Origin of the sequence: Butyricicoccus pullicaecorum, assembly GCF_002160355.1 — a bacterium.
Taxonomy (GTDB): domain Bacteria; phylum Bacillota; class Clostridia; order Oscillospirales; family Butyricicoccaceae; genus Butyricicoccus; species Butyricicoccus pullicaecorum.
Window position 1 is genome coordinate 37,014 of the sequence record NZ_NFKK01000016.1, and the last position, 13,196, is coordinate 50,209.

Sequence of the window (13,196 nt, forward strand, 5' to 3'; positions counted from 1 at the left end):
AATCATTCTCCTTCTTGCACATCCGATGAATCTTCCGGTTTCCGATACAGTGCCCGCGCCCATTTGCGCTGTACACTTTGTTTTTTTCCATTCCAATAGAATAGATCTTCCAGCAGCTGCTGACAATCGACTGCATAGCCTTTGGATTTTGCCAATCGGATAAGTCGAACCAATTTGGTCAGCATAAAGCCATCTTCATCCCATGACACATCGAGCAAGGTTTCCAGACGATGCCCTGTACTTTCTGAGATATCCTGATCTCGTCCCAGCTGGTAAAAAATCTGCTCAATCGGCTGGCGCTTGACTTCTGCATCCCACAGGCAGTGCAGACAAGCTGCTGCGAAAATACGATCCTCCTGCCAAGTAGCAACCGCATAAGGCAAACACTGGTAAAAGATACGCACGGTACGTCCATCCGCCTGATACAGCATGGTTCCGACCGCTCGTTTGAGCGCGACCCGATCGCCCTTGGGCAGCGCATCCAACCGCTGAAAAAAGCTGTCCCAATCTGCTTTGGTCATCGTTTCATCTCCTTTTTCATGGCCGCAATTTCTTTTCCAAGGATTTTTTGCTGATTGTCCATGACTTGCAGCATGGTTTTACCGCGCAATGTCAGCTGCTCCAATATCCAATCAGCACTTTTGGCTACTTCCTGACACAATGCACTGACCGCAATATGGGAGCTGCTCTCGTAATTAAAATCAGACTGCACCATTGCATCAAACTGCTTCCACAAAAGCCGCTCACAAAATGCATAATATCGTTGTCTGGCTTGCAGCCGGCTCTCTTCTGCAATTTCTTTATCGATAAGAGATTTATACAGTGCTCGCCCCAATCGCTCAGCCTGCGCAATATATCCAGTGATAAATCGCAGCGCAGTTTCGTTACCCAGTAACTGCTTGGGGATCTGGAGATCGTGCCGCTGCGCCTTTATATAGTTAGCCTGATTGGTCTGAACCCCATAAAGGGTAAGGGATAAAGGACGATCAAAAGTGTCCAGATCTTCATATTGCGCTACAATCTGCGGTGCACGTTTGCCCTTTGTATCAATCAAATCGGTCAGATTACGCCAGATTGTTTCGTCATCGGAAGGCTTCCAATTAAAGCGTCCTTTTTGCGTGATTCGATATGTAACATGCGGATCCTCCCATGCATCGGTCACTTCGTAGTTCATGCCCTGACTGAAGTACACACCCAAGACACTATGACCATCCTCGCTGGGGATGAGATGAATTCTCCGGGCCGGAAAATACATGCCGAATAACCACGATGTTCGAGCGACCTTTTGCTTTGGCGTCACTTCATTAAAATTGCGCCACAGTACAGGCGGACAATCCAACGGCAGCTCAATCCGATCGGTTTCAAGCATGCCAAAGACCAAAGTTTCAAAGAGATTTCGTCCTTGGATTAGGGTAAACCACGGCGGTGCACCATTGACATTGGAGGGATAACCTTGTGCGGCAGCCGTGCAGAAAATCTGCGCGGCAAACAGCATCCGCAGCGCCTCGCCCGGCGTATAAACAGTACTCACTCGCTTGTGATCAAAATGAATGTGATTGTTTCCGTTTGGAATGGAATAATCTAAAACGGTAACCGATTTGGGCTCTCGGTCCCAGTCTTTTCGGTAGGTGGTCTGAAGAAACGGTCTTTCCGGATCAAACAGGTCAAAACGAACACCTTCTTGCTCGCATATGGTTATATATCCCCGGATCACATCCGGGTCAAAATGACCTTCCGCCAGCAGTCCATCCAGTGCATCATCGTCTTCCGGGCGGAGCATGTCCATCAAAAAGACAATCAGAAACCGATACACACTGTACTCTGTCATTGGCGAAGTATCCCGAACACTTTGGTATGCATGTGCCTGTTCCAGTGCTTCCAACAGACCAATTTCCTGTGTAATTCCGTTTTTATCAACAACTGGAATCCATGGCTGTGTCAAGATGTCAAACGATGCGCTCACTCACATCACCATCCTTAAAGGTTACACCCAACTCTTTGTTTACTATAATTTCTGCGCCGTTAATTTGAGTATACTGCATATTTCCGTCTTTGTCGATGACAGCTGGATAAATCTGAACACCCTCCAGCAGTCTCCTCCCAAAAAGCACATCTGGATTTCCAGGATGCAGAGGCTTGGCTCGTACAGAGACACTGGACTTTAGAATTTCTCGTGCCTCTTCCTTACTGACCACTGACAGAACAGTCCGACCACCATGTTTCTCACCTTTTTTGCAGAAATACTCAAAACGCTCCGGTGGCAAAAGTACAATCCGAACAGTAGGTTCTCCCAATCGCGTCTTAGCCGAGAGGTAGCTGCTACTTTCCAAATCGTCAAACTGAATTTTTTCAGATTCCTTAATCGGACTATATCCCTTTCCGGGTTCATGAATCAAATAGTTTCCACTCGCCGCAGCTTTCACCTGATCCTCGATCAGGTGTTCCATCCAACTGCTGAGTTCTTCAGGCGGTGCGGCTTGCGGGTCATATCCTCGTGTTACCAGAACAGGCAGATCCTCCGGAATGCGAATTGATCTATATTGCTCCAAAAGATGAATGCTTTGTTGTAAAAGGCACGTTGGATAGACAAATCCATCTGCACCAAACAGTTCCGATAAACTAGGTATCAAAACATAAAGGTTTGGAACCGTGATATGAGGCGGCCGAGGCGTATCCTGATGTCGAAACATTCGGCCAAGCCGTTGGAGCACAAGGTCTATCGGAGCAATCGCGGTCATCATCAGATCGAAATCCACATCCAGAGACTGCTCGACGACCTGTGTAGCCACCAGAATGGCTCTTTGGGGTCTCATGGATTTCTCTTTTCCAAAGAGTCTAATGCAGCGCTGCTCTATCTGGTCGCGCTGTTCTGCCGGAAAACGCGCATGGAATAAAAGCAGCTCTCCATCGAAGCCTATGGATTTGAGTGCTTGAAAAGTTTCTTGGGCCTGCTGTACAGTATTCAGTAAGATACACAGACAGCCGCCATCCTGTACCAATTCTTTGGCATATGCGGCAATCTGTTCTGCCTGATGCAGAATAGGACAAAGCGTAACAGATACGGTTTGCTGCTTCTCCGTGTGATGAATCGTGCGCACCAGCACTTTACCAGACTCTGTAATGGCCGTCACGGCAGGATAGCTTGAAGGGATTGATTCCGCGGTATAAGCAGATAGCATCTGCGTCTTTTTCTCAGGTGGAAGTGTTGCAGACAACAGAACAACCGGTATCTCCAGCACTTTGCACCATTCCAATAACCGGTGCAGAATCTCACTCATATACACGTCATAAGAATGAAGCTCATCAATAATCAACGCTTTTTCAGCCAAGCCGAGTAAACGTAAAACGCCATATTTCACAAGAAGAACTGACATCATCGCTTGATCTACCGTTCCGACAGCATAAGTTCCCAGCAATCCTCTCCGCACAGGGAGCAGCCATCTCCAAGCATAGCGTTCTTCTTCTGTATCAAAGTCCGGGCAAAAGGATGGTTGTCTCTCATCACTCAGCCACGCCATACTATGCAGCAGCCTGACTGGTTCCGATGCATGATGCATCTGCAAGAACGTACGCATACACCCAACCATTTGATTGGATATTGCTGCGGTGGGCAGTCCAACATAGAATCCGTATTTTCCCCATTGCCGCGCCATCTGAAGGGCAGCATAAACACCGGCTTCTGTCTTCCCCTCCCCCATAGGCGCTTCGAGCAGCACAACAGATATTCGTTCCTGTGCTTGCTTGAAAAGCATCTCGGTTTCTGCTTGCAGACCGCGCATTCCTTCTCTTGAAATACTCGGCCAAACCTGATGAAATTCTTGCTCCCATTCCGCAGGCTGTGATTCTAACCCACTGACTGTCAAAAACGTCTTAGCAAGATGCACTGCGTGCTCCTGCGCATCCGGTTGACAAAACCAAGTTTCAGCTTGTGCAAAATAATCGCTGGAGGCAATCCAATCAGATAGAATCACAATTCCCAGCAGCAAGGCCCCTGCGCTGCCTCTATCTTTTTTATCCAGATCAGGCAGCCACACGGTTTCCGAATGCAAAAATTGAATGCGCATCTGATATTCCAGTTCTTCCTGCAAAGTATTCCAGAACTGATTTTGGCACTCACCTTCCTTACCCAATTTTCCTTGATGATGTGCCTCTAAAAGATTCGCATAAAACTTTGCCATGCTGCGGTTTGGAACTTCCCTCCAAATACGCTCCCGCAAACATCGACAGGTGGTTTTTTCATGACGAATGGGTTCAGGATCGGGAAAATCAGGCTTTAAGCCCTGCTGATCCATCTTTTCTCTCATTGCAGGCCAACGATACTGAAACTGTCCTTCAATCTTTCCAATATCGTGAAGGGAAACGAGATACCCGATCCAATTGATTGCTTTCTCTGTACTGCAGGATAATGCACCCGATAATCTATGTAACGAACCCGGAGCAATCATGTGTCTAACGATGACCTGTGCAACAATACCAGAGAGCATAGAGTGTGTCAAAATGGATTGGTATGGGTCTGTTTTTGCCCAGATTTCATGTAAATCAAACTGCATATGCATCCTCTTTTCCCTGACAATAATCCCATAAAAATCACATTTATCTATCAATTTGTATCATTCAAATTATAACTTGATTTTATCATATCATCCGAATCATAGATAGCCTACAGCAATTATAAAAGTAACACTCAAATCAAATCGAATATAAAAGCCGAAGGAAAAATCCTTCGGCTTTTACTTTTCTATAAGGGGCTAATCCCAATAAAATCCCGTTACATCACCCGTGGTATCCAGACCACCATTCCGGCTTGGCTGCAAACGCTTCTGTGGTATATGCGCGACAGCATGGAAGTCCCCGAGCGGGACTATTTGCAAATCTTCCGATTATCCTGTGATGGCGACCGCCAGCGCATTGAGCATGCTTAGGAACAGCCCAAATACAAACACGTTGTCGTGATTCCGAGTGAGCAGCCTGTTGATGCCAAGATCTACATTACCCAAGCCCCCAATCATATCACCATGTCATTAGCAGAAAATAATTAAGAAGAGGACCGAATTATGAATGATCATTTTATGTCTGTAAACGCTGATGACGCGTCATTTCGTACAGGGACACGTATTATAATGACGACGAACCGCTGTGTTACGATTTGTCTACAGCCCCGTTTCATCAGGCTACGATTCATAATTACAGCTATATATCGCGGGTAATTTTTTGCAGCAAGCGCAACAACAAGTGCTTCTTTGGTATTGATCTAAGCATCACCGGAAACAACAAGCGCTCTACGAATGTCGCTGGCATTACCTACAGCAGTATCAAAATCTATAAGTGTCCGCTCCCTGCATATAAACTCTAATTCCCAGTATCCAGCAGGGTCAATGCCATCATAGTTCACACTTGATTTGCCACACAGCACAAACCGGCAAATAACTACGACCATCATTCTTGGTTTACTGACTCTTTTGTCTTGACACACAATTGCGCACCGTGGAACGACAGCAAACTTTAGCAGGTTGAAAGCCAGTCCTGATACCCAGATTCAAACTACAGCTATACTGTGATACCGTTACTTGAACAAGCAAAACCCTGGTTTTCACGATCATCAGCACGATGGCGGAAAATCCAGGGTTCTTTTATGTTCATCGACCTTGACTAGTACGATAATCTATACTTTGTACGTAGCTAAAATCTGCTTATAATCTCCGACTCCGTCGCCTGCTATTTCATACTCTTCGACCGAATAAATTCTGCATTTGAAATTAAGCAAGACGGAGTGCAATTTCATTGACGTTAGATCAGCCCCAACCGGCAAAACGCATGCAGCAGGCCATCCTGCTCCACATCATCTGTGACCAAATCCGCCATCGCACGAATCTCATCACCACCATTGCCCATTGCGACACCGTATGCGCAATATTCCAGCATTGGAATATCTACTTTCGCATCGCCAAAGGCAATGGTATCTGTCCGGTCGGCGTGTAGATGGTTCAGCAGCGTGTCAATCGCATGGGCTTTGGTGATATCCTTAATACCCAGATCACCAAACAGCGCACGTTCTCCGCTTCCGCCCCAAGTTCCCGCTTTTAAATCAGGAAACGCAGCTGCTGCATCTTCATAATCTTGTATGCTCCGTAATACAAAACTGATTTTATTGACATCCGTTCGATACAATTCGCCATCATAAATCATATCCGGAAATGCCTGCTGTACGGTCATTGTTCCGTCATCGCCATTCTTGCGGCGGCTGTACTCCCGCACCGCATCTGCAGCCCCGCTCGCAAAATTCTCGCTTGCATACAAGCCGCTGTTGCTTTCCAGATAAAACGGCAGTCCACGCGCCTGCAGCCAATCCACCACTGCACGGCATTGCGCAGCTGTCATCATCTGATGCAAAATAACCTTTCCTGCGTCCTCGACATAACTTCCGTTACCGCCAATCATACCATCCAGTCCGATCTCCCACAGGAACGGATAGATTTCTGCACGGCTGCGCCCGGTACAGATGTATACGCGGTGCCCATTTGCACGCGCCTGGCGTACAGCAAGCCGGGCTGAGTCCGGCAGACGTCCTTGATAATCCACGAGCGTGCCATCTACGTCCAAAAAAATGATTTTTGTATGCATGTCAAATCCTCTGCAATACCAATCGCAACCGAGCTTATCACGACCTCAAGCTAGATCCTCGCCGTTGGTCTTAATTACCTTCTGATACCAGTAGAACGACTTTTTCTTCAGGCGCGCAAAGTCTCCGGTACCGTCATCATAACGACGGACGTAAATAAAGCCATAGCGCTTTGCATACTCACCGGTCGAAGCCGAGACCAGATCGATGCAGCCCCAAGGCGTGTAGCCCATGAGATCGACGCCGTCCTTAACCGCTTCCTTCATCTGCTCGATGTGCTGACGCAGATAGTCGATGCGGTAATCGTCATTGATCGAGCCGTCTGCTTCAATGACATCCTTGGCACCCAGACCGTTTTCTACCACCATCAGCGGCAGGCCGTAGCGGTCATACAGGTCATTGAGCGCATAGCGCAGGCCCTTGGGGTCAATCTGCCAACCCCAATCAGAAGACGGCAGGTTGGGATTGGGCACGCCGCCCAGAATATTGCCTTCGCCGCCCTTAATATCCTTGGCAGTCTGGCAGGACGACATGTAATACGAGAAAGTGATAAAGTCCACCGTGCCGTTTTTGAGAATCTCGGCATCGCCCGGCTGGATATCCAGCTTGACGCCCATTTCCTCGAGCATACGGGCAGCAAAAGCCGGGTATGCGCCGCGTGCCTGCACGTCGGTGCAATAGTAATTGTACAGGCGGTTGTAATGTTGGCAAGCCAGCACATCATCGGGGTCGCAGGTCAGCGGATAGCTGGCCGAATAAATCATCATATTGCCCACGCGGTAGTTGGGGTCGATCTCGTGCGCCATCTGCACAGCAAGTGCGCTGGCGACGAACATATGGTGCAGACCCTGATAACGCTGCTGCGGGATATCCGGCTGGTTCATGAACTCGGTCGGATGCTCAAGATCGTTCAAAATACCCTGATTAAGCAGCGCACCCATGGGCGCGGACGCACTGTTAATCTCATTGAAGGTCAGCCAATACTTGACCTTACCCTTATAACGGGTAAAAATCGCGCGGCAGTAGTTGAGGAAATAATCGATCATGTCACGGCTGACCCAGGCATTGCACTTTTTGGTCAGACCGAACGGTACCTCGTAGTGCGAAATGGTGATAAGTGGCTCGATGCCGTATTTGAGGCATTCGTCAATGACTTCCTCATAATGGCGCAGACCGGCCTCATTGGGCTGAGCCTCATCGCCATTGGGAAAAATGCGTGTCCATGCGATAGAAAAACGATAGCATTTAAAGCCCATTTCGGCAAACAGTGCGATATCCTCACGGAAACGGTCATAATGCTGGATGGCTTCACGGCTCGGATAAAAGGTATCCGGCTCGAGCACCGGCGTGATGCGCTTGCTCTGGCCGAACTTACCGCCCGTACAGATGTCCGAGACCGAAATGCCCTTGCCGTCACGATCCCAAGCGCCTTCACACTGATTGGCAGCTGTCGCGCCACCCCACAGAAAATCCTTGGAAAGTACCATTATTATCCTCCTATTACGATATTGCGTCCCTGGATGGAAATGTCTCCTACATCCTCAGCATTGGTTACGATGACCGGTGTCTGGATCTCACAGCCCGCAGCCTGAATGGCCGGGATGTCAAACTCCAACAGCAGATCGCCCTTCTTGAACGTATCTCCACTCTTAATATGCGCGGTAAACGGTGCGCCGTTGAGTTTCACCGTCTCCAGACCGACATGAATGAGCAGCTCCACGCCGCTGTCAGATACCAGCCCCATTGCATGCAGGGTATCAAACAGATTGTCACAGGTGCCATCAAAGGGTGCATACACCTTACCTTCAGACGGGACAATTGCATAGCCCTCGCCCAGCACACCACTGGCAAAGGTCTGATCCTTCACCTCGGCCAGCGGAATGACCTCACCCGGGATGGGTGCTTCAATTATTATTTTATCACAAAGCGGTGCAGATGCGGGAGTAGTCTCAGGAACTGCGGGCGTATCGGCCGCCTCCTCTGCATTTGCCGGAGTCAGGATGAAGGCCAGAACAAACGACAATACCAGAACAACTGCAAAGATAATGCAAGCAAACATGAAATTGCTGCCGCCCTCGGGAGAGATAAACTGAACAATTGCGGTCAAGCAAGGAGTTGCGAATGCGAATGCCTTGAGGTTTACAAAACCTGCAATCAGACCACCGATCGCACCCGCGATACAAGCGCCGATCATGGGCTTTTTCAGGCGCAGGGTAACGCCATACATGGCAGGCTCGGTAACGCCAGCCAGCAGTGCCGAGATTGCTGCCGGGAATGCCATCTGCTTGATGTCCTTATCCTTGGTCTTAAACGCTGCACCGAAGGTTGCACCGGCCTGAGCGGTGTTGCTGCACAGCATAGCAGGCAGCAGCATCAGTTCGAAACCGGGATCTGCCAAAGACATCAGGCAAGCCGGAACAAAAGCCCAGTGCATACCGGTCATGACAATAAACGGCATAAATCCCGCAAACAGCAGCATTGCCAACCACGGTGCAAAGCCATAAATGGTGTTGATGATAACCTGGAGCACATTACCGATCATCAAGCCAAGCGGTGCGAGCAGGCACAGCGTGATGGGTGCGGTGATGATGACAATCAGCAGGGGCTTTAAGAAGTTTTTCGACCAGTCAGGCGTGATTTTATCGACCAGAATCTCGACATACTTGAGCAGAATGGTCGCCAGCATAGCCGGGATAATCGACGAAGCGTAGCTGCCATGCATGACCGGAATGACACCGAACAGATAGGTCGGCGTGTTACTGCTCAGCAAGGTAATCAGATTGGGATAAACCAGCATAGAAGAAACCATCGCTGCAAGGAAAGAATTGCAGCCCAGTTTCTTGGATGCCGTAATTGCAACCAGAATGGGCAGGAAGTAGAACGGTGCGTCGCCCAATGCGTTCATCAAAATGTACGTGTCGCTCGTATCCGACATGAGGCCGAGCAACGTGGGACCAAAGATGACCAGAAGCACCTTAATCAAACCGCCTGCGATGATCGCAGTGAAGAGCGGCGTCATGCAGCCCGCGATAAAGTCGAGCGCCGCCGAGATGGGATTGACCTTCTGTTTTACGGCCGGGCCGTTCTGCGTGTCAGACAGTCCTCCAAGTGCCAGCATCTCGCGATAAACATTGCCGACCGAGTTGCCAATAATGACCTGATACTGTCCACCAGAGATATTGACGCCAACAACGCCCTTAATCTTTCTAATTTCATCCTTGTTGGGGATGGTTTGGTCTTTGAGGACGAAGCGCAGTCTGGTCATACAGTGTGTGACCGAGGACACGTTTCCCGCTCCACCGACCGCCGCCAGCACTTGCTGCGCGATCTGCTTGTTGTCTGCCATGATAATTCCTCCTAAATATTTCTTTATTTCAAGCCGGACACATGACCTGTGCCGGAATCCGCGGCAAATAAAAAACCTCCCACAAAAGCACATGGCAAAATACACCATGTCTTTGTGGAAGGTAATGCTCAAAATATGATTACAGTCCTTCTCGCGTACAAATTCGGTTAATATGTAACAACAAATATAATTTTTCTTCCTCACTGAGCGTAAGATTCCATTTGGTATGGAAATATTCGCTGATGAGCTCGACGCATCGAGTGATTTTGGGATATTCAGTCCCCAAAGAGCGATACATTTCGCTGATATTAGAATCCAGCAGATTACCGGTTCCCAATCGCTGCAATAAATACATCAAATGCGAGGAATACCGGGCAAAATTGAACGAGGATCGGTTAATCACGATACCGATTTCGTCCTCTACAATGCTGACCGTATCCCCCAAGATATCATCATACCGCTGCTGCCACTGGGTGACAACATCGCACTTGGTCTTAGCATTGTAGCGCGCATTGACAAAATGCAGCGCAATTCCAGATGCCTCATTCTGATTGAGCTGGATAGTAAAGCGCCGTTCGATCTGCTTAAGCGCATACCGTCCGAGCTTGCCTTCCTGCGGATATTGCTGCTCTACCTCATAAATGAGCGGCATCTGTACGTAAATGTGCTGTTTTGCACGCTGGATGCAAAAATTGATATGATCAGCAAGCGTCAGCACAACATTGGGATTGAGTTCATAATCCAGTTCATTGCGCGCAATATCTACCAATTTCACTGTGAAATGCAGCACTTTTTCCGGCAATTCATTAAAAAGAGCCAGATATCTCTGATCCACATCGTAAAACCGTCGATCAATCACGGTCGGGTCAGTAATATCATACGGTGTTTTGGGAAATCCGATCCCTTTTCCGTATGCAATACAGGTCTCCCCCTCGCTGTCTACGCAGATCGCAAAATTGTTGTTCAATTTTTAATCACACGCACTACCGAATCACTCCAAAAGAAAAACCCTTCAAGACATAATTACACCTGTTAAACGGTGTCATTAGTAATGCCTCAAAGAGTTACAACCTAATCACAATGTTAGTATAGCAAAATCCGAACACGAAATCTATTTATTTTTTGCACAAGCTTTAAGATCAATTTTTAGGCAAAACTTTCATAAGTATCTGCGGATTCTCCTTTCTCCTCCGGTTATAATGCCGCCAAACATACCTTCACAGATGATTGTAAAATCCAACATATTATAAACGATCCGACCAATGCCACCTTGCCTGAGCAATTATACCATAACAATATCCAAAATAATTGATACTACAGTTCACTCTGTCAAGTGGTTCTGGACAAGATCCATCAGATCATAAAACTCCAGAAACACTTCCCACCATATACGGCCATCTTGATTTATTCGTTAAGGCTTCTTCACAAGCTCACCACATTACTTTGACCGTATCTATAATAAAATAGGCTCTCAAATAAATTATCCATCATTTTCATCTACTTCAATACAGATATACTTACTCTGCGCCTGCAGCGCAAAATCCTACATTCTCTGCTAAGTCATGCCTTGCTGCAACTAATTTACTATATCATAACGTAAAGGACAATTCATCCCAATCATAAAAACCATTGCATCCTGTGTCATCATAGTTAAGACGTAATCTCTCACGGCATTCTGTTCTATCGTTTTAGAATAGTTTGCCGACAAATAAATTTTGTTGCTCCCATGTCTACATTCCCTTCTTGTCTTCATTGCAGACAGTTCGCGAAGAATATAAGCAGCGGTTCAAACGACCACAGAACAAAAAACTCATAGAAACAATAAATTTCATCGCCGACTAACAAGAATTAGAACAGTGCAACCAGTACAAAAACTACCATCACATCTAACACACCAGACCAAAGAGACAGCAAACGCAATATTCATATTCCTTCCGACCAAAATCAGTTTCCGTTCTCTCTCATTTTTGTTGATGAACTCCTTATCAATATCCATAGTGCATGATACCCTAAAGCTTAAAATTACGTAAGCGATAATACTTTGCATTTCTAAGGACATAAAGCCCCTGATCTTTAGGAATAAATATTAAAATTTTGTTTAGCACTGGACTCTACGACATTTTGTATCCACAGGTACAAATTGTTAATTTCTTGCGCAGCAATAACCCTAATCACATCCAAAATTATTGAAAAATATGATATACACAACTTCCTCAAACTGCATTCACTGTTTGCACAAGGAAAACAACATATCATGCTACTCAATCTCCTCGTCAAAGCAACGAACCTAAATTATCACCATTCATCAATATTCCTCTGTGTCACAGCTAACAAGTGAACGCAATGCCTCCTACCAACAGGATACGATATATCATGATCTTCTCTTTTTTATAACTTTTAAACAGTTTACTGATAAAATAAATATTCTCTTCGGTACGCAAAGTTTGCACAACTACACAAACAGCCTCATGCCCAATTTCATAGTTCTCCCCACTAAATAACACATCTTCAGTCAGCACCCGGTACGCTTCATTTTTTAGTTTACCTCTTGGATAGAATAATCCCAGGTAAATTTCCAGCTCCTCTGCTTTCTGTTCCATCACCTAAGGGATATCCATCCAATAATGACTGCTAACTATTACACTTACCGTATATTCCGCCTAATTCCAAGTTTACCATTTATTTCCCTGATTATACTCCATCTATATTTTATATTCTCTGACATGTCATGCACAACTAGATAAATGGTATCTACATGGCCTTTATCCTCAATCGTGTCAGGCCAACTTGTTACACAGCGATTAACCATAGCCGATGCGATAATCTCAGCACTTAAATGATACCTAATATAAGCTTTCATATAACTGCTGATTTGACACCTGGTCTGTGGTTCTACGAGTTGCTCCTACATATATAAGTACTTCTTAAACGGTTGGACGCTTTCCCAGATGAGCTGCGCCGCTTTTCCAATATGCTATCGCATCCTATGCATACACTTCATGCACAATATATGTGCTTTTGCACCCTCTGGATTAAATCAAACTTTTTCTTGCGGTATTTTGAATTATTAGCGAATATATTGCTTGAAAGATTACATATTGTGTGCTTTTTGCTTTTGGGGTTTGTGCAGAGGCTACAATAAAAACCGTATAAAATCGTGAAATGCACAATTTCACAGGATTCTATATCAATTGGAACGAAAAACTGAATTTTTCCATCTGAAATCTGGTC

At 46.5% G+C, this 13,196-nt stretch carries 9 protein-coding genes and 1 pseudogene; 1 reads left to right on the plus strand and 9 read right to left on the minus strand.

The annotated features are described in order from the left end of the window. Nucleotides 1-2: 2 nt before the first annotated feature. Genes casB through cas3 form a run of 3 tightly spaced genes read right to left on the minus strand, consistent with a single transcriptional unit; the run spans nucleotide 3 to nucleotide 4,550 of the window. Nucleotides 3-521 carry a type I-E CRISPR-associated protein Cse2/CasB gene (gene casB / locus B5F17_RS11490; protein WP_087373990.1) on the minus strand — a complete coding sequence of 173 codons (519 nt, stop codon included), beginning with the start codon at nucleotides 519-521 and terminating at the stop codon, nucleotides 3-5. Further along, entirely contained in the window at nucleotides 518-1,963 is a 1,446-nt protein-coding gene (gene casA, locus B5F17_RS11495) for a type I-E CRISPR-associated protein Cse1/CasA (protein WP_087373992.1), read from the minus strand. The genes casB and casA overlap by 4 nt, the downstream gene beginning before the upstream one ends. After that, nucleotides 1,947-4,550: a CRISPR-associated helicase Cas3' gene (cas3, locus tag B5F17_RS11500; RefSeq protein WP_162608168.1), complete on the minus strand. Its 2,604-nt coding sequence runs from the start codon at nucleotides 4,548-4,550 to the stop codon at nucleotides 1,947-1,949. Before cas3 ends, casA begins: the two co-directional genes overlap by 17 nt. 222 nt (nucleotides 4,551-4,772) lie before the next feature. On the opposite strand from cas3, the gene B5F17_RS15115 reads away from it, so the two are divergent. After that, the gene (locus B5F17_RS15115; protein WP_275532128.1) at nucleotides 4,773-4,922 is read left to right on the plus strand and encodes a DUF960 family protein; all 150 of its coding nucleotides are present in this window, start codon (nucleotides 4,773-4,775) and stop codon (nucleotides 4,920-4,922) included. 865 nt (nucleotides 4,923-5,787) lie between these two features. Here B5F17_RS15115 and B5F17_RS11510 read toward each other — a convergent pair. The 6 genes and pseudogenes from B5F17_RS11510 to B5F17_RS11530 all read right to left on the minus strand — a co-directional run bounded on the left by B5F17_RS11510 (nucleotide 5,788) and on the right by B5F17_RS11530 (nucleotide 12,565). Next, nucleotides 5,788-6,621 (minus strand): Cof-type HAD-IIB family hydrolase, encoded by an 834-nt coding sequence (locus B5F17_RS11510; RefSeq protein ID WP_087373995.1) that lies wholly within the window; start codon nucleotides 6,619-6,621, stop codon nucleotides 5,788-5,790. Nucleotides 6,622-6,666: 45 nt separating this feature from the next. Next, entirely contained in the window at nucleotides 6,667-8,106 is a 1,440-nt protein-coding gene (locus B5F17_RS11515) for a glycoside hydrolase family 1 protein (protein ID WP_087373996.1), read from the minus strand. 2 nt (nucleotides 8,107-8,108) lie between these two features. Next, entirely contained in the window at nucleotides 8,109-9,965 is a 1,857-nt protein-coding gene (locus B5F17_RS11520) for a beta-glucoside-specific PTS transporter subunit IIABC (RefSeq protein ID WP_087373998.1), read from the minus strand. 139 nt (nucleotides 9,966-10,104) lie between these two features. Continuing rightward, on the minus strand, nucleotides 10,105-10,740 hold the full coding sequence (locus B5F17_RS11525; protein ID WP_242968754.1) for a PRD domain-containing protein: 636 nt from the start codon (nucleotides 10,738-10,740) through the stop codon (nucleotides 10,105-10,107). A 123-nt stretch (nucleotides 10,741-10,863) separates the two neighbouring features. Further along, nucleotides 10,864-10,932 (minus strand): annotated as a pseudogene (locus tag B5F17_RS15120) (CAT RNA binding domain-containing protein); the annotation flags it as partial. A 1,360-nt stretch (nucleotides 10,933-12,292) separates the two neighbouring features. Continuing rightward, the gene (locus B5F17_RS11530; protein ID WP_087374002.1) at nucleotides 12,293-12,565 is read right to left on the minus strand and encodes a hypothetical protein; all 273 of its coding nucleotides are present in this window, start codon (nucleotides 12,563-12,565) and stop codon (nucleotides 12,293-12,295) included. Between the last annotated feature and the right edge of the window lie 631 nt (nucleotides 12,566-13,196).